The 21,268-nt window shown below is 72.0% G+C and carries 23 protein-coding genes and 1 pseudogene; 15 read left to right on the top strand and 9 right to left on the bottom strand.

The genetic code is table 11. The features are described from left to right. Window positions 1–34 precede the first annotated feature (34 nt). Window positions 35–1,108 (bottom strand): helix-turn-helix domain-containing protein, encoded by a 1,074-nt coding sequence (locus ACIRPT_RS17075; protein ID WP_403827736.1) that lies wholly within the window; start codon window positions 1,106–1,108, stop codon window positions 35–37. Window positions 1,109–1,203: 95 nt separating this feature from the next. On the opposite strand from ACIRPT_RS17075, the gene ACIRPT_RS17070 reads away from it, so the two are divergent. From ACIRPT_RS17070 to ACIRPT_RS17060, 3 genes and pseudogenes are all read left to right on the top strand, one after another. After that, on the top strand, window positions 1,204–2,100 hold the full coding sequence (locus ACIRPT_RS17070) for an alpha/beta hydrolase (protein WP_403827734.1): 897 nt from the start codon (window positions 1,204–1,206) through the stop codon (window positions 2,098–2,100). A 184-nt stretch (window positions 2,101–2,284) separates the two neighbouring features. Continuing rightward, a pseudogene (locus ACIRPT_RS17065) lies at window positions 2,285–3,334 on the top strand (serine hydrolase domain-containing protein). A 129-nt stretch (window positions 3,335–3,463) separates the two neighbouring features. Beyond that, complete coding sequence (locus tag ACIRPT_RS17060) at window positions 3,464–3,853, top strand: cupin (RefSeq protein ID WP_403827732.1); 390 nt, start codon at window positions 3,464–3,466, stop codon at window positions 3,851–3,853. On the opposite strand, the gene ACIRPT_RS17055 is transcribed toward ACIRPT_RS17060, so the two are convergent. The 3 genes from ACIRPT_RS17055 to ACIRPT_RS17045 all read right to left on the bottom strand — a co-directional run bounded on the left by ACIRPT_RS17055 (window position 3,850) and on the right by ACIRPT_RS17045 (window position 6,315). Next, window positions 3,850–4,587 (bottom strand): helix-turn-helix transcriptional regulator, encoded by a 738-nt coding sequence (locus ACIRPT_RS17055; RefSeq protein ID WP_403827730.1) that lies wholly within the window; start codon window positions 4,585–4,587, stop codon window positions 3,850–3,852. The two genes, ACIRPT_RS17060 and ACIRPT_RS17055, sit on opposite strands and share 4 nt — an antisense overlap. A gap of 10 nt (window positions 4,588–4,597) precedes the next feature. Next, window positions 4,598–5,536 carry an alpha/beta hydrolase gene (locus tag ACIRPT_RS17050; protein WP_403827728.1) on the bottom strand — a complete coding sequence of 313 codons (939 nt, stop codon included), beginning with the start codon at window positions 5,534–5,536 and terminating at the stop codon, window positions 4,598–4,600. 158 nt (window positions 5,537–5,694) lie between these two features. Continuing rightward, on the bottom strand, window positions 5,695–6,315 hold the full coding sequence (locus ACIRPT_RS17045; RefSeq protein WP_403827726.1) for a PH domain-containing protein: 621 nt from the start codon (window positions 6,313–6,315) through the stop codon (window positions 5,695–5,697). 181 nt (window positions 6,316–6,496) lie between these two features. Between ACIRPT_RS17045 and deoC the strand changes: the two genes are divergently transcribed. The 4 genes from deoC to ACIRPT_RS17025 all read left to right on the top strand — a co-directional run bounded on the left by deoC (window position 6,497) and on the right by ACIRPT_RS17025 (window position 10,698). After that, complete coding sequence (gene deoC / locus ACIRPT_RS17040; protein ID WP_403827952.1) at window positions 6,497–7,492, top strand: deoxyribose-phosphate aldolase; 996 nt, start codon at window positions 6,497–6,499, stop codon at window positions 7,490–7,492. 17 nt (window positions 7,493–7,509) lie between these two features. After that, window positions 7,510–8,946, top strand: a complete 1,437-nt coding sequence (locus tag ACIRPT_RS17035; RefSeq protein WP_403827724.1) for an aldehyde dehydrogenase family protein — start codon at window positions 7,510–7,512, stop codon at window positions 8,944–8,946. Beyond that, window positions 8,939–9,823 (top strand): aldehyde dehydrogenase family protein, encoded by an 885-nt coding sequence (locus ACIRPT_RS17030; RefSeq protein ID WP_403827722.1) that lies wholly within the window; start codon window positions 8,939–8,941, stop codon window positions 9,821–9,823. Before ACIRPT_RS17035 ends, ACIRPT_RS17030 begins: the two co-directional genes overlap by 8 nt. 212 nt (window positions 9,824–10,035) lie before the next feature. After that, entirely contained in the window at window positions 10,036–10,698 is a 663-nt protein-coding gene (locus ACIRPT_RS17025) for a hypothetical protein (protein ID WP_403827720.1), read from the top strand. A gap of 16 nt (window positions 10,699–10,714) precedes the next feature. Here ACIRPT_RS17025 and ACIRPT_RS17020 read toward each other — a convergent pair whose 3' ends face one another. Next, entirely contained in the window at window positions 10,715–11,125 is a 411-nt protein-coding gene (locus tag ACIRPT_RS17020) for a hypothetical protein (protein ID WP_403513376.1), read from the bottom strand. 128 nt (window positions 11,126–11,253) lie between these two features. On the opposite strand from ACIRPT_RS17020, the gene ACIRPT_RS17015 reads away from it, so the two are divergent. Continuing rightward, window positions 11,254–11,943, top strand: a complete 690-nt coding sequence (locus ACIRPT_RS17015) for a uridine kinase (protein WP_403827718.1) — start codon at window positions 11,254–11,256, stop codon at window positions 11,941–11,943. Window positions 11,944–12,196: 253 nt separating this feature from the next. Here ACIRPT_RS17015 and ACIRPT_RS17010 read toward each other — a convergent pair whose 3' ends face one another. Further along, window positions 12,197–13,006 (bottom strand): SigE family RNA polymerase sigma factor, encoded by an 810-nt coding sequence (locus tag ACIRPT_RS17010; protein ID WP_403827716.1) that lies wholly within the window; start codon window positions 13,004–13,006, stop codon window positions 12,197–12,199. A gap of 225 nt (window positions 13,007–13,231) precedes the next feature. On the opposite strand from ACIRPT_RS17010, the gene afsQ1 reads away from it, so the two are divergent. The 5 genes from afsQ1 (at window position 13,232) to ACIRPT_RS16985 (ending at window position 17,157) form a co-directional block, all read left to right on the top strand. Further along, complete coding sequence (gene afsQ1, locus ACIRPT_RS17005) at window positions 13,232–13,909, top strand: two-component system response regulator AfsQ1 (protein ID WP_026169550.1); 678 nt, start codon at window positions 13,232–13,234, stop codon at window positions 13,907–13,909. Further along, a complete protein-coding gene (locus ACIRPT_RS17000) occupies window positions 13,807–15,603 on the top strand; it encodes an ATP-binding protein (protein ID WP_403827713.1) in 1,797 nt (598 codons plus the stop codon). The genes afsQ1 and ACIRPT_RS17000 overlap by 103 nt, the downstream gene beginning before the upstream one ends. Then, on the top strand, window positions 15,600–16,232 hold the full coding sequence (locus ACIRPT_RS16995) for a hypothetical protein (RefSeq protein WP_403827711.1): 633 nt from the start codon (window positions 15,600–15,602) through the stop codon (window positions 16,230–16,232). The genes ACIRPT_RS17000 and ACIRPT_RS16995 overlap by 4 nt, the downstream gene beginning before the upstream one ends. Window positions 16,233–16,350: 118 nt before the next feature. Continuing rightward, window positions 16,351–16,902 carry a VanZ family protein gene (locus tag ACIRPT_RS16990; protein WP_403513391.1) on the top strand — a complete coding sequence of 184 codons (552 nt, stop codon included), beginning with the start codon at window positions 16,351–16,353 and terminating at the stop codon, window positions 16,900–16,902. A 45-nt stretch (window positions 16,903–16,947) separates the two neighbouring features. Further along, window positions 16,948–17,157, top strand: a complete 210-nt coding sequence (locus tag ACIRPT_RS16985) for a PspC domain-containing protein (RefSeq protein WP_403513393.1) — start codon at window positions 16,948–16,950, stop codon at window positions 17,155–17,157. A 128-nt stretch (window positions 17,158–17,285) separates the two neighbouring features. Here the strand turns inward: ACIRPT_RS16985 and ACIRPT_RS16980 are convergent, their stop codons facing one another. Further along, the gene (locus ACIRPT_RS16980; protein ID WP_403827708.1) at window positions 17,286–17,582 is read right to left on the bottom strand and encodes a hypothetical protein; all 297 of its coding nucleotides are present in this window, start codon (window positions 17,580–17,582) and stop codon (window positions 17,286–17,288) included. Between the two features lie 163 nt (window positions 17,583–17,745). Continuing rightward, window positions 17,746–18,906 carry an adenosine deaminase gene (locus tag ACIRPT_RS16975; protein ID WP_403513398.1) on the bottom strand — a complete coding sequence of 387 codons (1,161 nt, stop codon included), beginning with the start codon at window positions 18,904–18,906 and terminating at the stop codon, window positions 17,746–17,748. Between the two features lie 103 nt (window positions 18,907–19,009). On the opposite strand from ACIRPT_RS16975, the gene ACIRPT_RS16970 reads away from it, so the two are divergent. Next, window positions 19,010–19,822: an alpha/beta hydrolase gene (locus ACIRPT_RS16970; protein ID WP_403827706.1), complete on the top strand. Its 813-nt coding sequence runs from the start codon at window positions 19,010–19,012 to the stop codon at window positions 19,820–19,822. Between the two features lie 133 nt (window positions 19,823–19,955). Beyond that, window positions 19,956–20,288, top strand: a complete 333-nt coding sequence (locus tag ACIRPT_RS16965; protein ID WP_403827704.1) for a hypothetical protein — start codon at window positions 19,956–19,958, stop codon at window positions 20,286–20,288. Here ACIRPT_RS16965 and ACIRPT_RS16960 read toward each other — a convergent pair. Further along, window positions 20,242–21,180 carry a LysR family transcriptional regulator gene (locus ACIRPT_RS16960; protein ID WP_403513407.1) on the bottom strand — a complete coding sequence of 313 codons (939 nt, stop codon included), beginning with the start codon at window positions 21,178–21,180 and terminating at the stop codon, window positions 20,242–20,244. The genes ACIRPT_RS16965 and ACIRPT_RS16960 overlap by 47 nt on opposite strands. Window positions 21,181–21,268 lie beyond the last annotated feature (88 nt).

Genomic DNA, 21,268 nt, shown 5'->3' with positions numbered 1-21,268 from the left:
CCCCGCTGTGTCGCGCAGATCGCGCTCACTCCCCTCAGCCGTCGAGCAGCCGCCAAGCCGTAAGGGCAAGCCGGGCCCGGATCAGTCCGGTGGGCTCGGTGAGGTCGATGTCCAGGGTCTTTCCGATGTGTTCGAGACGGCGGGAGACGCTGCTGTGGTGGAGGTGGAGGAGGGCGGCGGCCCGGCGCAGGGAGCCGGTGGTGCAGTAGGCGTCCAGGGTCTCCAGGTCTTCCGGGTTGCCGGTTATTCGGGCGATCGCGGTGACGTCGGCGTTGTTCCGCGCGGCGTCCTGGGGTACCTGGGCGAGCAGCGCCAGCGCCCCCAGCTCGTCGTGGTGGACGAACGGCCGGCGTGGGGTGGTGAAGCGGAGGGCGGTGCGGGCTTCCCACCAGGACCGGTCGGGGGTTTCGGCGGCGCCGATGCCGGCGCGTACGCCCGCCGGAAAACGGGTCGGGTCCACGGTGGTGGCCAGGATGACGCCGACGTCGGCGAGCGGTGCCGCCTTCACCGGGCGGGCCGGGCAGACCAGGGCGCCGATCCGGTCGAGCGGCAGCCGCGACCGTACGGCGACGACGCGGACCGGCAGGTCCGCGGCGAAACCCAGCAGCCGCAGTGCCCGGGCCCTGGCCGCCTCGTCGCTGTCGGAGCTGATGACCAGTTCGACGAGGGCGGGGTCGGCCATGGTGGTGCGGGCCGGGCCGTACCTCTCGACGACCGCCGCGGCGGCGATGGAGAGCCGCTCCAGCAGCAGTTCGTCGAGCGCGCCGGGTGGGCCGGGGCGTTCCAGCCACACCGTGCCGATCTCCTCGTCGTCGAGGGTGACCGGCACCGTGGTGGACGCGGGTGACGGCGGTGGGGGTCCCCCCTGCTCGGGCGACGTCGAGAGCTTGGGGGCCGGCGCTTCCCTGCCGTCGGGCGCCATGCGGATCGTCCGGCCGGTGCCGTGGAGCCCGATCCCGGCCACGCACTCGGCCAGGACCGCCGAGGCCCGGGCGAGCCCCGGGAGGTCCACCCGTCGGCGCATCAGCGTGTCGTAGAACATGACGACGCGGATCGCGCCTTCGACGTGCGAGTCCAGTTGCGACAGCCGTAAGGCCAGTGCCTCCATGGCAGGAGGATAGGCGCCGATCGGTGCGCGATCCGGGCGGGATGCGCGACGGACGGCGGATGATCTCGCGGGTGGCGGTCGTGAGGATGGCAGCCATGGATCCCGAACTGGAAGCATTCATCGCGCTGTTCCCCCCGGCCGACCTGACCGACCCGGTCGCCCAACGCAAGAGCCTCGCCGAGCTGGCCGCCGCGGTGCCGGCACCGGACACCTCCGGAATGGAGATCGAGGACCGTACGCTGCCCGGCGACCCGGAAGTGGCCGTACGGATCTACCGCCCGCATCAGGCGCAGGGCGCCGTCATCTGGCTGCACGGCGGCGGATTCGTGATGGGTGACGTGGACACCGAGCACCCATGGGCCGCCCGGATCGCCGCCCTCTCCGGCGCGGTGGTGATCTCGGTGGGCTACCGCCTGGCGCCCGAGCACCCGTTCCCGGCCGCCCTGGACGACGCCTACGCCGTGCTGACCTGGACGGCCGAGCACGCCGCCGAACTCGGCACCGGCCCGGAGCGGATCGCGATCGGCGGTCACAGCGCCGGTGGCGGGCTCGCGGCCGCGGTGGCGCTGCGGGCGCGTGACCAGCAGGGGCCGTCGATCCGCTGCCAGTTGCTCAACCAGCCGGGGCTCGATGACCGGCAGGAGACGTGGTCGGCACGGAACTTCACCCGGACGCCCTGGATGAACCGCGACAAGGTCACCGCGTCGTGGCGGCACTACCTGGGCGCCACGCCCGCCACGCCGTACGCCGCTCCCGCGCGCGCCGCCGATCTGTCCGGCCTGCCGCCCGCCTATATCGGCACCGCGGAGCTCTGTCCGAACCGCGACGAGGACATCGCCTATGCGCTGCGCCTGCTCCAGGCGGGCGTGTCGGTCGAGCTCCACCAGTGGCCCGGCACCTTCCACGGGTCGCAGGCGATCCTCTCCGCCGAGATATCGCAGCGGCAGATGGACGAACTCGGCGCGGCCCTGCGTCGCGCCCTGGCGGAATGAGCCGACGATGACGAAGAGCAGCGAGCCGTCGATGGCGAAGAGCACCGGAGAATCCGTTCCCGCGGCCCACGGAACGGGGGCCGTACCGGCGGACGGCACGAGTCCGGCGACCGGCACGAGCCCGGCGGCCGGCCTGGATCCCGCGGAGCTGCAGTCCGCCGTGGACGGCGTCCACCGCGCGGGAATGCCCGGTATATACGCCGAGGTGCGCGATGCCGGTCAGGTGTGGCGCGGCGCTTCCGGGGTCGCCGATGTCGGTACGGGCCGTCCCGTCAGCCCCGGCATGCGACAGCGGGTCGGCAGCGTCACCAAGACCTTCACCGCCGCCTCGGTCCTGCAACAGGCCGAGGCGGGCCGGATCGGGCTCGACGCGCCGATCGGCCGGTACCTGCCGCGGCTGGTGCCGGGTGAGCGCGGCAAGAAGGTCACGGTGCGGATGCTGCTCAACCACACCAGCGGCATCAGCGATTACCTCCCCGCTGCGTTCCCGTCCTTCCGGGGGTTCCCGTCTCTGTCGGACATCTCGCCCGGGAGCCTGGACGACAACCGGTTCCGGCGGTTTCCGCCCGGCCGAGCTGATCGAGATGGGGCTCGCGGCGCCGCCCGCCGGTGAGCCCGGAAGCCCCATGGGGACGTACTCCAACACCAATTACCTGCTCCTCGGCCAACTCCTGGAGCGGATCACGGGCACCACGGCCGAGGAGTGCATCACCCGGAACGTCATCGAGCCCGCCGGTCTCCGGCACACCGAGTTCCCGGCCGGGCCGGACATCGAGGGGCCGCACTCGCGGATGTACGAGGCGCTGTACGGCCTGATCGACCCGCCGCGCGACTACAGCGTCTACGACATGTCCTGGGTGGGACCGGGGGCCGCTCTGGTGTCGATCATGGAGGACCTCAACCGCTTCTACGGCAGGCTGCTCGACGGCAAGGTCGTCAACGGATCGTCGCTGGCGCAGATGCAGCGCACGGTCCCGGTCCGCGCCCTCGACGGGACGAAGATCGAATACGGCCTCGGTCTGCACCGGGTCGACATCCCGGACTGCGGCACGGTCTGGGGGCCGAGACGTTGTCCCTGACCCGCGCCGACGGCAGGCGGCAGATGTCCGTCGCGATGAACCTCGTGCGGTGGAACACCAGGGACTCCTCGGGAAAGCCGCGACGCCACCCCATCGACGACGCGCTGTCGGCCCTGTACCGGCAGGCGTTGGGCGGCAGCGGCAACGCCGGGTGACGAGACGGAGACCTCGGCTCCGCGCTCCGCCCGCTCCGGACGGGCGCGCCGGCCACCGGTGCCACAACCCATCAGCTGAAAGATCACCCAGAGATCACCGAGACACCCCTACTGGAAGGACATCCCGGCATGACCGCGACCCCGATCGACCTCTTCGGCTCCTTCATCCACCTCGGCCAGAGCGGCCAAGTGCGCGCCGAGCGGCCGGTGTTCGACCCCGAGAGCGACGGCTGGCAGGTGATGACGTTCCGCGTGGAGACCGATGCCGACGTTCACGCCGACCATTGGGAAATCCACTCCGCCGCGGACGAAGTCGTGGCCTGCCTCACCGGCGGGATACGCCTCTGCTTCCGCCCGGAGCGGCCGGGAGACGAGGAGGAGGAGATCAAGCTGGCGGCGGGAGCCGCCGTCATCGTGGAGCGCGGGCGATGGCACCGCATCGCGCTGGACGCCCCCAGCGACATCATGTCCATCGTCGTGGCGCGAGGCAGCCGTCTGGAGCGGCGGACCGCAGCCTAGGTCGTGTCCGATGGGCCACGGCGGGGTGTGAGGGGAGCCAGCGCGGTGGGGGGCACCGCGCCGGCCGCGGCCGAGCCGCGCAGCAGTGCGGTCAGGTCGTGCGGCTGGGCCCGCTCGGTCGTCGACGCCGCGGCTGTGATGCGGTCCAGCCGGAAGCCCCGGCCGGCCCCGCGCGTGCGGCACCAGGCGATGAGGTACCACCGGCCGTCGGCGGTGAGCAGTCCGGCCGGTTCCACCGCGCGCTCGCTTTCGCGTCCCGCTGCGTCGACGTAGGACAGCCGCAGCACCGTGGTGGTGGCGAGGGCCCGTTCCACCGCCGCGCGGACCGTGGAGTCGGACGGCGAGGGCAGCGTCACGATCCGTGCCGCGAGTTCCTGGGCCGCCGCCGAGGCGGGGCCGGTCATCGAGGCGGCTATCTTCTGGGCTGCCGTGCGGGCCGCACCCGCGTACGGGGCGACGGCGTCGGTCGCGGCGAGGGCGACGGCCAGCGCCGAGGCCTCATCGGCGGTGAAGTGGATCGGGGGCAGGGTCATTTCCGGGTCGATCGACCAGCCCCCGCCTCGCCCGGGTGCGGTGCGCACCGGGACACCGGCCCCCATCAGCGCCTGGAGGTCGCGCTGCACCGTGCGGGTACTCATCTCGAATCGCGCGGCGAGCGCCGCGACCGTCAGCGGCCGCGGCGCCGCCGCACGCAACTCCTCCACCAGCGCGTAGAGCCGGGCGGTGCGGTTCATGCCGGCGACGCTACCGTCCCGTGGCGGACAGGAAGTCCCGCTGGCGCCGCAGCTCCCGCTCGGTGACGGTCAGCGGGAACAGGGTGAAACCGTGCATGGCGCCGGCGACGACGCCGAGCTGCACGGGCGCGCCCGTCGCCTGCCACCGCTGGGCCAGGAACAGCGAGTCGTCCAGCAGCGGATCCTCGGTGCCGACGACGATGCGGGCGGGCGGCAGACCGGCGAGGTCGGCGAAGAGCGGTGAGACCTCGGGATCGCGGCGTCGTTCCGCCCCCATGCCAGGGGTGAACAGCTCATAGGTCCGCCGCAGCGAGTCGGTGTTGCTCAGCAGCCGCCTGGCGCCGAAGGACCGCTGGCTCGGTGTCATCGACAGGTCGTAGGGGCCGAACAGCAGGTGGGCCGCGCGGAACGCGCCGGTGATGCCGTGCCGGTCGCGAAGGCGCAGCAGAGTCACGACGCTCAGATGGGCACCGGCCGACTCGCCCCCGATCAGCAGCCGTCGGGTGCCGAACTCGGCCGCGGCGTGGTCCACCAGCCACCGGGCGGCCGCTTCGCAGTCGTCGGGCCCGGCGGGGAACGGGTGTTCCGGCGCGAGGCGGTAGTCCACGCTGACCACGGCCAGCCGCGCCTGCTCGGCGAGCCGCCACAGTCTCTCGTCCTGCCCGTCCGCGGAGCCGAACACCCACCCGCCCCCGTGGAGGTGCAGATACACGCCCTCGACGCGGTCGGGTACGAACGTCCGGACCCGCACCCCTCCGGCAATGACGCGGTCCCGGCCCTGCGGCAGTCGCTCCGGGGGCGTGTCGCCGCCGAGCCGGTTGCGCCGCAGGGCGGCCAGCGTGGTCGCGTCCGGCGTCTCGTCGCGCGCCGGGCGGCTCGCGGCAGTGGCCTCGAATTCCTTGTTGAACGCCAGGGTCTCGGCGAGGCAGTCCTCATCGGTGATCGTCATGCCGCCGACCCTCGCAGCCGTCCGCGACAACACCCTGTCACCGTTTCCCGGTGAGCTGGGTCACACTCGGCCGGTAAGGCGACTCGCCGCCTACGCCGAGCCCACGGACCGGGGCGGCTGCCCCTCATCCCGGCGCGGACACCCGTGCCGGGCAGGCCCTAAAGCGCCAGCGTCACGGCCAGCCCGATGGCCCCCGCCACGATCGGCGCGATGACCGGGTACGCCCAGCGCACCGTCGGCTCGCCCTTGGCGCTCTCGCGCTCCCCGGCGCGTTCCTTGATCTCGCGCAGTTCGTCGAGGGCCTGGTCGGCCATCGCGCGCGGCGCCGGGCCGTCGTCGGCGGCGCCGCCGAGGCGGGTCCTGGAGGCGCCGCGGGCGGCTTGCCTGCTGGCCTTTTTGCGCTGTCGCAGGGAGACGGGGATCGCCCACATCTGGTACTTGGCGCCGCTGGTGAACACCTCGGCGGAGAACGCGGCCCGCAGGTTCTCCACGGCGCCCCAGGGCAGCGTGATCGTGCGGAACGGGTTGCGGACCGTAAGGAGGTCCGCGCTCGCCCGTACCGCCGGCCGCAGCGTGAACGCGAACACCAGCGGCACCACCAGCAACAGCGCGAACAGCGCCATGAGCTTGGTGTGCGCGCCGCCCCGTAGCAGCGCGTCGCCGCCGAGCCAGAGTGCGAGGGCGATGAGCAGCCCGCCGCCCGCCATGGCCGCGGGTGAGCGGTAACTGCGGTCCGCGTACTGCTGCTGCGGCGGGGTGGACCGGTGCGGGCTCGTCATGCTGCCGATTCTGCCTGACCGTCCGGATGCCGGACATTGCGTTACGGCATCATTCGCGGCCCTCCCCGGCGGGCCCCGCCCCCGGGCCCCGCCTGCCGCCCTCCTCCCTGCGTGGCGCGTTTCTCTCCTCCCCGGGGGGATGACATGTTGCTACGCGCGTAGATATGCTCCCCTCGTGACCATGCCCATCACTGTTCCCGCATACGGCAAGGAAGCCGCGGGGCGTCTGGCGTCAATGGCGGATGTCACCGCCGACGACGGTGCGCTGCGCCGCTTCCTCCACGGCCTCCCGGGGGTCGACGCGGTCGGCCTGCAGGCTCGCGCCGCCACCCTCGGCACCCGCTCGATCAAGACGACGGCGAAGGCGTATGCCATCGATCTCGCCATCTCCATGATCGACCTGACGACCCTGGAGGGCGCGGACACCCCGGGCAAGGTCCGGGCGCTGTGCGCCAAGGGCGTCAGCCCCGACCCCACCGACCGCACCGCCCCCAAGGTCGCGGCGATCTGCGTCTATCCCGACATGGTCGCCACGGCCAAGGCGGCGCTCGGCGACTCCGGTATCCACGTCGCGTCCGTCGCCACCGCCTTCCCGGCGGGCCGCGCCGCCCTGCCCGTCAAGCTCGCCGACACCCGTGACGCGGTCGCCGCCGGCGCCGACGAGATCGACATGGTGATCGACCGGGGTGCCTTCCTCTCCGGCCGGTACCTGGCGGTCTTCGAGGAGATCAAGGCGGTCAAGGAGGCGTGCGCACGGCCGGACGGCAGCGCCGCGCACCTCAAGGTCATCTTCGAGACCGGCGAGCTCGAGACGTACGACAACGTCCGCCGGGTCTCCTGGCTGGCGATGCTCGCGGGCGCCGACTTCATCAAGACCTCGACCGGCAAGGTGGCCGTCAACGCCACCCCGCCCGTCACGCTGCTGATGCTGGAGGCCGTCCGCGACTTCCACGCGGCGACCGGCGTCCAGGTGGGCGTGAAGCCCGCCGGCGGCATCCGTACGACCAAGGACGCGATCAAGTACCTGGTGATGGTCAACGAGACGCTGGGCGAGCCCTGGCTGACCGCCGACTGGTTCCGCTTCGGTGCCTCCAGCCTCCTGAACGATCTGCTGATGCAGCGCCAGAAGCTCAGCACCGGCCGCTACTCCGGCCCCGACTACGTAACGGTGGACTGACCGCTATGAACTCCGCTATGCACTCAGCATTCGAGTACGCACCGGCCCCGGAGTCCCGCGCGGTCGTCGACATCGCGCCGAGCTACGGGCTGTTCATCGACGGCGAGTTCACCGAGGGCTCCGGCGGCGGGCTGGCCAAGACCGTCTCGCCCGCCACGGAGGAGGTGCTGGCCGAGTACACCCAGGCCAACGCCGAGGACGTGGACCGGGCCGTGAAGGCGGCCCGTAAGGCCTTCGAGAAGTGGTCCGAGCTGCCCGGTGCCGAGCGCGCCAAGTACCTCTTCCGGATCGCCCGGATCATCCAGGAGCGCTCGCGCGAGCTGGCCGTCCTGGAGTCGCTGGACAACGGCAAGCCGATCCGGGAGTCGCGGGACGCGGACCTGCCGCTGGTGGCCGCGCACTTCTTCTACTACGCGGGCTGGGCGGACAAGCTCGACCACGCCGGTTACGGCCCGAACCCGCGCCCCCTCGGCGTCGCGGGCCAGGTCATCCCGTGGAACTTCCCCCTCCTCATGCTGGCCTGGAAGATCGCCCCGGCGCTGGCGACCGGCAACACCGTCGTCCTCAAGCCCGCCGAGACGACCCCGCTCTCCGCGCTGTTCTTCGCGGACATCTGCCGCCAGGCGGGCCTGCCCAAGGGCGTCGTCAACATCGTCACGGGTGACGGCTCCACGGGCGCCGCGCTGGTGGCCCACCCCGACGTCAACAAGGTGGCCTTCACCGGCTCCACCGACGTCGGCAAGGCCATCGCCCGTACGGTGGCCGGCACGGACAAGAAGGTGACCCTGGAGCTGGGCGGCAAGGCGGCGAACATCGTCTTCGACGACGCCCCCATCGACCAGGCCGTCGAGGGCATCGTCAACGGCATCTTCTTCAACCAGGGGCACGTCTGCTGCGCGGGCTCCCGCCTCCTCGTCCAGGAGTCCGTCCAGGACGAGCTGCTGGACGCCCTCAAGCGCCGGATGGGGACCCTGCGCGTGGGCGACCCGCTGGACAAGAACACCGACATCGGCGCCATCAACTCCGCCGAGCAGCTGGCCCGGATCACGGCGCTGGCCGACGCGGGCGAGGCCGAGGGCGCCGAGCGCTGGGCCCCCGCCTGCGATCTGCCCGCCGCCGGCTACTGGTTCGCGCCGACCCTCTTCACGGGCGTCACCCAGGCGCACCGCATCGCCCGCGAGGAGATCTTCGGCCCGGTGCTGTCCGTCCTGACCTTCCGCACTCCGGAAGAGGCCGTGGCGAAGGCCAACAACACCCCCTACGGCCTCTCCGCCGGTATCTGGACGGAGAAGGGCTCGCGGATGCTGTGGATGGCGAGCAAGCTGCGCGCCGGCGTCATCTGGTCCAACACGTTCAACAAGTTCGACCCCACCTCGCCCTTCGGCGGCTACAAGGAGTCGGGCTACGGCCGCGAGGGCGGCCGCCACGGCCTGGAGGCGTACCTCAATGTCTGATCGCTTGAGCGTGCTCAAGACCTACAAGCTGTACGTCGGGGGGAAGTTCCCCCGGTCCGAGAGCGGGCGGGTGTACGAGGTGACGGCAGGGACGAAGGCCGCCGGCGCGGCGGGGAAGGGCGAATGGCTGGCCAATGCGCCGCTGGCCTCCCGTAAGGACGCCCGGGACGCGGTGGTCGCCGCCCGTAAGGCGTTCGGCGGCTGGTCGGGCGCCACGGCCTACAACCGCGGCCAGATCCTCTACCGCGTCGCCGAGATGCTGGAGGGCCGCCGGGAGCAGTTCATCGCCGAGGTCGCGGACGCCCAGGGGCTGTCCAAGGCCAAGGCCACCGCCCAGGTGGACGCGGCGATCGACCGCTGGGTCTGGTACGCGGGCTGGTCCGACAAGGTCGGGCAGGTCGTCGGCGGGGCCAACCCGGTGGCGGGCCCGTACTTCAACCTCTCGGCCCCCGAGCCGACCGGTGTGGTCGCCGTCCTGGCGCCCCAGGAGTCGTCCTTCCTCGGCCTGGTCTCGGTCATCGCCCCGGCGATCGTCACCGGCAACACCGTGGTCGTGGCGGCCGCCCAGGATTCCCCGCTGCCCGCGCTGTCCCTGGGTGAGGTGCTCGCCACCTCCGACCTGCCCGGCGGCGTCGTCAACATCCTCTCCGGCCGTACGGCGGAGATCGCCGCCCCGCTCGCCGCCCACCAGGACGTCAACGCCCTCGATCTCGCGGGCGCGGATGCCGGGTTGGCCAAGGACCTGGAGACGGCCGCGGCCGACAACCTGAAGCGGGTACTGCGCCCCGGTACGGCCGACTGGGCCGCCGACCCGGGCACCGAGCGCCTGTTCGCCTTCCTGGAGACGAAGACGGTGTGGCACCCGATGGGAGTCTGAGACCGGCGTCCGCCTCCCCCTGAACACGGGCCCCTTCCCCGCACGGAAGGGGCCCGTCGCCGTTGTGCGCCATCGCCGGACACCGCCGGCCCCCCGGGGACACCCCCGGCAACCGCCGGTCGCGGCCGATACGATCATGACATCGACAGGGGCACGACAATCGGCCGGCGATCGGACACGACCGGACGGCGATCGCCGGGGGGCGGCAACGGATGAAGCAGCACTACCGGGACGGCTTCCGCGGCCTTCTCCAGCCCGGCGAAACGCTGGTCGAGGCCTGCGACTTCGCCCCCAACCCGGCGCTGCCGGCGGTCCCCGCCGAGCTGCGGATGCCCGCCCGGCCCTCGCAGTGGGAGCAGCGGGTGAGCGGCGTCTTCGACAGCGTCGCGAGCGTGATCGCCCGGCCCGTCGTCGCGGTCTCCCACAGCCGGCTGGCCAACAACCGGCTCACCCGTGCCCTCGGACGCGCCGCCGAGGCCGTCTCGGAGGCCCGGGAGAACGCCGAGGACGCCCTGGACTCCGCCGCCGAGCGCGCGCTGTGGGGCCAGGTCATCGAGGGCGGCTGGCAGAGCATGGCCGGGCGCTTCCGCATCCACCTCGCCCACGCGGGCGACCCCACCGGCCTCCAGGCGATCACCGACCGGCGCCTCATCGTGGCGCTCAACAGGAACGAGGACCGGCCGAACAGCGCACCTCAGTGGGTCGTCGCCGTGGACGTGCCGCGCAGGAACATCGCCCGCTTCCAGGCCAACCCAGGTGCCGTCGCCGCCCGCGGCCGCTTCGACCTCGTCTTCGCCGACGGCTCCTGGATCGCGCTGGGCAGCGCGCTGCGCCGGCAGATGGAGCAGTTCGTGGCCGCCTGCAACGGCCACTGAACGCGCCGGCGCGGCGTCACTTCGGCAGCACGCGCGTCATACGGCCCACCAGCGGCAGGTCCTTGAGGGCGGCGCCGGACGACAGGGGGCCGGTCGCCGACGTGGTGCTCAGCGGCTTGAAGTCGGCGACCTTGGTCTCCAAGGCGTTGTTCAGCGGGTCGACAGGAGTGTTGGCCAGCGGGTTGAGCTGGAGGTTCTTGACCGCGCCGGGGGCACCGGTGACGGAGTTCCGCACGGCGCGGGTCACGGTGTGCAGAGGGGTGCCGGAGCCCTGGTCGGGGTGGGCGGCCGGCGCGGGCGAGGGGGTCGCGCTCGCCGATGCCGAGCCGCCCGCCGCGAGCGCGGCGCCGGCCGCGGAGAACGCGAGCGCGGTGCGCAGCAGCGTACGGGGGATGCGGCTGGGCTGGGGACGTGCGTGTGAGGCCATCTGCTGTGCCACCTGACTGCGGAATCCGCTTGAACGGGTAATCGATCGACTGCGTAGAGTAGTTGACGGCTCGTCGTGGGATCCACCTCACGGTCCGTCTCGTACGCCGGGGTACTCCCAACGGCCCAATGGGCCGACAATGGGTACCCGTGAGCCTCCAGTCCTCCTCCCCCGAGTTCGCCACTCCTCTCGAACAGGGTGGTACCTCCGTCCGAGTCGTCCTGCTGACCGGCCCCTCGGGTTCGGGCAAGACGTCCCTCGCCGCGCTGACCGGCCTGCCCGTCCTCAATCTCGACGACTTCTACAAGGAGGGCACGGACCCGACGCTGCCGCAGCTGCCCGGCGGCGGCGCCGACTGGGACTCGCCGCTGTCCTGGGACGCCGATGTCGCGGTCGCCGCGATCGAGGCGCTGTGCCGTACGGGGCGAACGTCCGTCCCCGTGTACGACATCGCCACCAGCTCCCGGGCCGGGGTCTCGCGGCTCGATCTCGGCGATGCCCCGCTGTTCATCGCGGAGGGCATCTTCGCGGCCGATGTCATAGCGGGGTGCCGGGAAGCGGGGCTGCTCGCCGATGCGCTGTGCCTGCGCGGCCGTCCCACGACCACGTTCCGCCGGCGGCTGGCCCGGGACCTGCGGGAGGGCCGTAAGTCGGCGCCCTATCTGGTGCGTCGCGGCCTGCGGCTGCTGCGCAACGAACGCGCGGTCGTCGCCCGGCACTGTGCCCTGGGTGCCCATCCGTGCGCCAAGCCCGAGGCGCTGGCGCGGATTTCCGCGGCGCGGGTGGGCGGCGCGATCGGCGAGGCCGTACGTCCCTGATCCTGCGCCTGCGGCAGCCCGGCGCACCGGGAAGCACAACGGCAGAAGCGGGTTCGGGCAGACCCCCCGGCCGCCCGAACCCGCTTCCTTCCCCCGTGTCCCCCGTATCCCCCGATACGTCCGGCCTCGGCGGATCGCTCCCCCGCGGCCGGTTTCCCCCGTATCCCCCGTACCCCGTTCCCCTCGGGCACGTCCCCCGCTTTTCCCCGTTTCCCCCTGGTCCCCCCGGTTTTCCCCCGGTTCCCCCCCGTCCTCAGGCCACCAGCTCGCCGAAGGACTCCTCCTCGTCACGGCCGAAGCTGAGGACCTCGTCCTCGCGCAGCCGGCGCAGGGAGCGCCAGATGCTCGACTTCACCGTGCCGACACTGATGCCCAGAATGTCCGCGATCTCGGGGTCCGTACGGCCCTCGTAGTAGCGCAGCACCAGCATGGTGCGCTGCGCCTCGGGCAGCCGGACCAGGGCCTGCCACAGGACGGCGCGCAGCTCGGTGCCGCGCATCGCGTCCACGTCACCGGCCGTCTCGGGCAGTTCCTCGGTCGGGTATTCGTTGAGCTTGCGGCGGCGCCAGGCGCTGATGTGCAGGTTGGTCATGGTGCGCCGCAGATAGCCGCCGAGCGCCGCCTTGTCGCTGATCCGGTCCCACGCCCGGTAGGTCGAGAACAGCGCGCTCTGCAGCAGGTCCTCGGCCTCGTAGCGGTCGCCGGTCAGGTGGTAGGCGGTGGCGTACAGGGAGGCGCGGCGCTCCTGGACGTAGGCGGTGAAGGCCGCTTCGGCCTCGGCCGCCTCCGACGCGGAGCGCCGTTCCCCCGTCTCCTCCCCGTACTGCGTTCCCCCGTTGTTTCCCCCGTCGGCATCCCCGCGGCCCGTGTTTCCCCCGTTGGGCCTGGGGATTTCCACCGAGGTCGCGTCAATGGCCACGGCGTACATGGCCCCCGACCTCTGACGCCCGGTGCCGCGAGCGCACCCCCGCCCGCTCACGGCACCGGACTTCTCCCCGGCCCGTACGACGTCATGGAGCCGCGTGATAACTGCGCTGGAAGTCGTGCCGTGCAGTGTGTTCATCTCGCGCCCCCCGTCGTTGAGCCAGCTCGTTCGGTGTGTCCCGGGTTGTTGATCTCTCCCGGTGCCCAAAAGACTGCCAAGCCAGTTTCATCGCGGTGTCCGCCGACTGTCACAGCCCTGTCACAGGGGCCGGTGGGGTGCGGCGCGGGGCCACCACGCGCCGGGGGCGCATATGAGAGGGGGCACCGGTCGATCTCCCGGCGTCTCATGGGCCAGAATGGCGGGGTGCCTTTTCTGTTGCTGATCGAGGACGACGACGCCATCCGCACGGCCCTCGAACTCTCGCTGTCGCGCCAGGGTCACCGTGTGGTGACCGCGGCGACGGGCGAGGACGGCCTGAAGCTGCTGCGCGAGCAGCGCCCGGACCTGATCGTGCTGGATGTGATGCTGCCGGGCATCGACGGTTTCGAGGTGTGCCGGCGGATCAGGCGCACGGACCAGCTGCCCATCATCCTGCTCACCGCGCGCAACGACGACATCGACGTCGTGGTGGGGCTGGAGTCCGGCGCGGACGACTATGTCGTCAAGCCGGTGCAGGGTCGGGTGCTGGACGCCCGTATCCGTGCCGTACTGCGCCGCGGGGAACGGGAGTCCAGCGACTCGGCGACGTTCGGCTCGCTGGTGATCGACCGCTCGGCGATGACCGTCACCAAGAACGGCGAGGATCTGCAACTGACGCCGACCGAGCTGCGGTTGCTGCTGGAGCTGAGCCGCCGGCCCGGACAGGCGCTGTCGCGGCAGCAGTTGCTGCGGCTGGTGTGGGAGCACGACTATCTGGGCGATTCGCGCCTGGTGGACGCGTGTGTCCAGCGGCTGCGCGCGAAGGTGGAGGACGTGCCGTCCTCGCCGACGCTGATCCGTACGGTCCGCGGTGTGGGATACCGGCTGGACTCCCCGCAGTGACGGGACGCCCCACGGAGAGCGACAGCGACGACACGATCGAGGACACCCCGGTTGCCGGGCCCGGCAACCGCTCCACGCGGCTGCTGCGGCGCGCCTCCGGGCTGTTGCGCTGGACGAGCCTGCGGCTGCGGCTGGTCGTCGTCTTCGCGCTGGTGGCGCTGACCGCCGCGGTCTCCGCGTCCGGCATCGCGTACTGGCTCAACCGCAATACGGTGCTGGACCGCACGCAGAATGCCGTGCTCAAGGATTTCCGCAAGTCACTGGAGGACAGTACGCGGTCGCTGGCGCCGCGCCCGCGCTGCTCCGAACTCCAGGACGCGGCGCGGCAGATGGCGGGCGGGCCGCAGAACTACACGGTGCTGCTGATCGGCAAGGACCGGGCGGGCAAGGCCTGCGCGGCGACCACCGACAAGGATCTGCTGACGCTGAAGAGCGTGCCGACGGCGCTGCGCAAGGCCGTCGCCCAGGTGCGTCCGGTCGACGAGTCCAACCGCTATGCGCACCATCTGTACTGGCAGCGCCGGCAGGTCGGGGACGTCCCCTATCTGGTCGCCGGGGCGGAGGTGATCGGCGGCGGTCCGACCGGCTACATGATGAAGTCGCTGGCCACCGAGCGGCAGGACCTCAACTCGCTGGCCTGGTCGCTGGGGATCGCCACCGCGCTGGCGCTGGTCGGGTCGGCGCTGCTGGCGCAGGCCGCCGCGACGACGGTGCTGCGGCCCGTACAGCGGCTGGGGTACGCGGCGCGGCAGCTCGGTGAGGGGCGGCTGGACACCCGGCTGCGGGTGACCGGCACCGACGAACTCGCGGACTTGTCCCGGACGTTCAACCGTACGGCGGAGCGGCTGGAGCAGCGGGTCGAGGAGCTGAGCGCGCGGGAGGCGTCCTCGCGGCGCTTCGTCGCCGATATGTCGCACGAGCTCCGTACGCCCCTGACTGCGATCACCGCGGTATCGGAGGTGCTGGAGGAGGAGGCCGACTCCCTCGACCCGATGATCGCGCCCGCGGTGCAGCTGGTGGTCAGCGAGACCCGGCGGCTGAACGACCTGGTGGAGAACCTGATGGAGGTCACCCGCTTCGACGCGGGCACGGCCCGGCTGGTGCTGGACGATGTCGATGTCGCGGACCAGGTGACCGCGTGCATCGACGCGCGGGCCTGGCTGGACGCGGTCGATCTGGACGCGGACCGGGGCATCGTGGCGCGGCTGGACCCGCGGCGCCTCGATGTGATCCTGGCGAATCTGATCGGTAACGCCCTCAAGCACGGCGGGTCGCCGGTACGGGTCTCCGTGCACACCGAACATGCCGCGGGGATCGAAGACGCCGCGGGCACCGAAGACGCCGAGCGCGCCGAGGATGCGGCGGAAGAGGGAGCCGGGGGCGGGGAGTTGGTCATCCGCGTACGGGATCACGGTCCCGGGATCCCGGAAGAGGTTCTGCCGCACGTCTTCGACCGCTTCTACAAGGCGAGCGCGTCCCGGCCGCGGTCGGAGGGCAGCGGTCTGGGCCTGTCCATCGCGATGGAGAACGCGCACATCCACGGCGGTGAGATCACCGCCGCCAATCTGCCCGAGGGCGGCGCGGTCTTCACGCTGCGGCTGCCGATGGACGCGTCCCGGCTGACGGACGGCGGGCAGGGCGAGGGCCGCAAGGACGGCGGGCCGGCCGGCGGCGGCACGGAGGGGGACCGATGAGGCGGGCCGGGTGGTTCTCGCGCAGCGGGCGCACCGCCGCGGTGGCGGTCGTGGCGCTGGCCGCCGCGGGCTGCGGCATCCGGGGGACGTCCGTGCCGGTGGACGCGGGGGGCGCGCCCTCGCGGGTGAGCTGCAAGGCCCCCGGCAGGGACGCGGAGTCGGCGGCCCCCGGTCGTTCGGCGGTCGCCGTGTATCTGGTGTGCAGTTCCACGCTGGCCCAGGTGGAACGGTCGGTGCCGGCGCCGAAGGGGAAGACCGCGGCCGCCGTGCGGCTGGCGGTGGCGCGGGCGCTGCTGGGCGAGCTGCGCCACCGGCCCTCGTCGGCGGAGGAGGAGGCCGGGTTCAGCAGCGCGGTGCCCGAGGACCTGAAGGTGAACGGTCCGCGCGCGGGCGATCCCACGGACGCGCTGCGGCTGAGCATCCGGCCGGACGATCTGCCGTCCTTCGCGCTGGCGCAGCTGGTGTGCACCTACGGCGCGTCCCCGGCGCTGGGCCGTTCGCACGCGGCGGTGCTGGGCGGGCCCGGCAAGGACGTGCCGCACCGCTACGACTGCTCCGCCGATGTGCTCTCCAACCCGGACATCGCACAGAACGCGGGCTGGGGCGACCCGCTGTCCGAAGACGGCTGAGCCGGCGTCCCCGGCCGCGTACGGGGTCTCCCTGGGGCGCCGCGGCCGCCGGGCCATCCGGCCAAGACGGGCGCAACAGGGCGGAACCGAGGCCCCCGCTACCGGCGTCCTGGCCTGTGTGCAGCGTCATGGTTCCGGCGACACCGCCGCCCTCCGTATGCGCGCCACCGGACTTCTGCTCCTGGTGGCGCATCTGCTGATTGTCGGCTGGCTGACGCTGCGGCCCCGTACGGTGCCATGGGTGCCCGCGCCCAATGTCGAGCCGCTCGCGTCGATCAACGCCGAGCTGGCCCACGGCACCTGGCACGCGGTGCAGAGCCTGGGCGGCCAGGTACTGCTGCTGGCGCCGCTGGGGGTGCTGCTTCCGATGGCGGCCGGGCGGCTCCATGTGTCCCCACTGGTGTCCCTGACACGTACCGTCTTCGCCGGCGCGATGATCGCGCTGGCCATCGAGCTGTTGCAGGCCGGGGTGCCGGGGCAGGTCGCGGACGTCGACTCGGTGCTGCTGAACACGCTCGGGGTGGCGGTGGCCCATCTGGTGGTCGTCCCTGGGGCCCGGTACCGGCTCCGTCGCCGGGAGGAGCGTCTGAGGGGCGCGACCCCGAAGATCTCCAGGGTTGACGTAGCCCCGCAGGCTGACGTGCTCTTCGGCAGCCGGACCTACCTTTGAGACATCGGGGCAAACGCCCTACCGAGTCGCAAAGGAGCCGCCGTCATGGCCGCCGCACTTGTCCGCCCCCGCAACAACCGAATGATCGCCGGAGTGTGTGCGGGGCTGGCCCGTCGCTTCGGCACCACCCCGACGACGATGCGCGTGATCTTTCTGCTGTCGTGCCTGCTGCCGGGCCCGCAGTTCCTCGTCTACCTGGCGCTGTGGATATTCCTCCCCGCGGAGGACGAGGCCACCGGCGCCGCCGCCTGGTAACCAGGCACGCCCGCCACGGCCGCGGCGGACACCGGGCCGTGGACATGGCGGTGCCCCGGTGCCTACGCACTGCGGCGTACGCACCGGGGCACGGCCCGGGGGCCTTCCGACCGCTCAGCCGTTGGTGATCAGCCGGCGTTCTTGGCCAGCTTGCCGGCGATGCCGGTGACGGTGCGGATCGGCAGACCGCCCAGCGAGTTGCCCTGGGTCTTGATGGGGTTGTTGATGTCGTTGCCGGCCGGCTTGACGCCGTGGGTGGCCCCCGACGCGGTCTCGGTGACCTGCTTGACCGGCAGCTTGTTCAGCAGACCGGCGGCGTCGGCCGCGTTCACCGACGGGGCGGCGGAGGCGGTGCCCGCGGCGGCGACGGCGAAGGCGGCACCGAGCGCGGCGGCACCGAGAGTCTTGATGGTTCCCTGCTTCATCGAATTACGTCCTCGTGATGGGGGTTTGTGATGGGGGCTTGACCGGCCAATCAACCTAGTGACGCGGTCGCCGCCGCCGCAAACACCAACGGCCCACGAAAAACGGCCGGTGGACAACCACCGGCCGTTCCGCTAAATCGCGCGCCACACCGCCCGATTCGCCTTACTCAGCGTGAGAACCCCTGCTCGAGCCGGTGGTTGTGCCCACCTGACGGAAGAGCCATTCGGCCCGCAGTTCCGCATATCCGGGCTTGATGACGTCGTTGATCATGGCTAGACGTTCATCGAAAGGAATGAATGCTGATTTCATCGCATTGACTGTAAACCACTGCATGTCATCGAGCGTGTATCGGAATGTCTTGACCAGGTGCTCGAATTCGCGGGACATGGTCGTACCGCTCATCAGCCGGTTGTCGGTGTTGACGGTGAGCCGGAACTGCAGGCGCCGCAGCAGCCCGATGGGGTGCTCGGCGTAGGAGGTGGCGGCGCCGGTCTGGAGGTTGGAGCTGGGGCACATCTCCAGCGGGATGCGCTTGTCGCGTACGTACGAGGCGAGGCGGCCGAGCTTGACCGAGCCGTCGTCGTCGACCTCGATGTCGTCGATGATGCGGACACCGTGGCCGAGGCGGTCGGCGCCGCACCACTGGAGCGCCTGCCAGATGGAGGGCAGGCCGAAGGCCTCGCCGGCGTGGATGGTGAAGTGGTTGTTCTCCCGCTTGAGGTACTCGAACGCGTCGAGGTGGCGGGTGGGCGGGAAGCCGGCCTCGGCGCCCGCGATGTCGAAGCCGATGACGCCCGAGTCGCGGTAGCGGTTGGCGAGTTCGGCGATCTCCAGGGCGCGGGCGGCGTGCCGCATGGCGGTCAGCAGGGCACCGACGCGGATGCGGTGGCCGTTCTCGCGGGCCCGGCGCTCGCCCTCGCGGAAGCCCTCGTTGACGGCCTCGACGACCTCTTCGAGGCTCAGCCCCTTGTCCAGGTGCTGCTCGGGCGCGTACCGGACCTCGGCGTAGACCACGCCGTCCGCGGCCAGGTCCTCGGCGCACTCGGCAGCCACCCGGAAGAGCGCGTCGCGGGTCTGCATGACGGCGCAGGTGTGCGCGAAGGTCTCCAGGTAGCGCTCCAGCGAGCCGGAGTCGGCCGCCTCGCGGAACCAGATCCCCAGCTTCTCGGGGTCGGCTTCGGGCAGGCCGTCATAGCCACTCTCGCGGGCGAGGTCGACGATGGTGCCGGGACGCAGCCCGCCGTCGAGGTGATCGTGGAGCAGCACCTTGGGCGCGCGGCGGATCTGTTCACTGTTCGGGAGGTTGGTGGTCTCGCTCGTCATTTTCGCACTCTAGCCCCTACGCGCGTAGATCTCACCGAACGATACGTAACAGTGACCCGTCCACAGGGTGGCCTGTGCGTCACCTTCTGCCATCGTTCTGGTCATGGCTCAGCAAGCGCTGCCGGTGCGCGAGGCCCGGCTGGGAAGACCGCGCGGAACGGCCGGGGACGGAGGGGCGCGCGCGGCGCTCCGGTGGAAGGGCGGTGGACGAGGGGCCGGCCCGGTGAACGGCGTCGCCCTTTTACTGCCTGAAGGCGGCCCGGCCGGGGTGCGGCGGCCGTCGCCGCTCTCGGCGCTGGCGGTCCGCCGGCTCGCGGTCCGGCTGGCGAAGGCCGGCCGCCCCGAAGGCCTGACCGCCCATGTACTGCGCTATCGCGGCGGGGGCGGGAGTGACCCGTCGGACCACCCCGCGCGGGACGCCACTTGGGCCCTGGACGAGATCGTCCGCCGGTACGGCGATGTCCCGGTCTGCCTGGTCGGTACGGGCATGGGGGCCCGCGCCGCGCTGCACGCCGCGGGCCATCCGGCCGTCCACTCCGTACTCGCCATCGCCCCCTGGTTCCCCGACCCCGCCCCGCAGGACACCGCACCCGATCCGGTGAAACAGCTCATCGGCCGCCAGGTCCTGCTCGTCCACGGCACCAACGACGAACACACCGACCCCGACCTCTCCTACCGCTACGCCGAGCGCGCCAAGAAGGTCAACCGCGACACCTGCCGCTTCGAGGTCCACTCCGACGGCCACTCCCTCCACCAGCACCGCGCCGAAGTCCTCGCCCTCGCCGCCGACTTCATGCTCGGCTCCCTCTTCTCCCGCGACTACGCCCGCCCGGTCAAGGACGCCCTGGCCGCACCCCCGCCCCTGGGTCTGCGGATGCCGCTGGCATCGGGGTTCGGGGCGTCGCTGCGGCACTGAGGACGGGGACGGCACGGCGGCGCCGGGCGCCCCGTACCGCCCGCGTCCAGCACTCACCACGGAGGCAGACATCGCCGTTCCCGCGGCGGACCACGGCCCGAGCGCACTGCGGATCCATACGGTGGAATCCGCGGTGGAATCCGTGAACGGCGGAACGGCGAGGTGCGTCGTCCGCTGCATCGGCGGCACGGCACGCCTCGGCCTGATCTTCGTCGGCCCGGTGACACGAGCAGGGGCGGACCCGGGCGGCACAGCCCCCGCCCGGCTCGAACTGACGGGCATCACGTGGTACGGCAAGCGGGTGGACTCGCTCGACCCTTCGCACTCCGCGCTGGTCGACCTGAGCGGAGCCGGAACCCGGACCCTGGCCCGGGGAACGGTCCTCACCGCGGCCCCGCGGCCGGCCCCGGCGCCCGTCGTCACCGAGGCAGCAGCACCCCCCGCCGGCTCAGCAGGAACTTCTTGAACGCGGCCACCGGCGGGGTGTCCGGGTGCCCGTCCAGCCAGGCCACGCCGATCTCGCGCACCGCGCGCGGTGCCGTCACCGTCAGTTCGGCGACGCCGGGCCGGGGCACCGCGGGCGGCGGCAGCAGGGCCACGCCGAGCCCCGCCGCCACCAGGCCGCGCAGTGTTTCCGCCTCCTCGCCCTCGAAGGCGACCCGCGGTGTGAACCCCGCCTCGGCGCACAGTGCGTCGGTGATCCGGCGCAGCCCGTATCCCGGTTCGAGGGTGACGAACAGCTCGCCCGCCGCCTCCGCCAGCCGGATCCGCTTGCGCCCGGCGAGCGGATGGTCGTCCGGGACGACGAGGCGGAGCTTTTGCTCGTCGAGGCGGCGGGCGACCAGGTCCGGGTAGTCGGGCACCGGCGAGGTCAGGCAGAGGTCGAGATCGCCGGCCCGCAGCCGTTCGATCATCGCCTCGCCGTAGTTCTGGACGAGCTGGAAGCGGACCCGCGGATGGTCGGCGCGGAAGGTGCGGATGAGGCCGGGGACCGTCTCGGGGCCGAGGGTGTGCAGAAAGCCGAAGGCGACCTTGCCGGCGGTGGGGTCGGCGTCGGCGCGTACGGAGTCGGTGGCGCGCTCCAGCTCCGTCAACGCCCGCTCGGCGGAGGCGAGAAAGGCCCGTCCGGCCGGGGTGAGCGAGAGGGTACGGCCGTGCCGGGCGAAGAGGGCGACGCCGAGTTCCTCCTCCAGCCGGACGATGGCGCGGCTGAGGGTCGGCTGGGGCATGCCCAGCTCCTGCGCGGCGCGGGTGACGTGCTCGTGCCGGGCCACCGCGGTGAACTGGGCGAGGCGCGGCGCGAGCGCATACGCCCAGGAGCCCCCTCCAAGATCAGTGGCCTTCGCCACTTCCGACATGTCTTTTCTGTTGCGAGGTTGCGACAGAGCGGGCCGTGAACTGGGATCATGCGTCACAGCATCGATTATGCCGTTTCTATGCATTGGA

The sequence above is a fragment of the Streptomyces sp. NPDC101227 genome (genome assembly GCF_044767545.1).
GTDB lineage: Bacteria > Actinomycetota > Actinomycetes > Streptomycetales > Streptomycetaceae > Streptomyces.
Note: the sequence above shows the minus strand (reverse complement) of the source record. Positions and strands in the feature narration are given on the sequence as shown.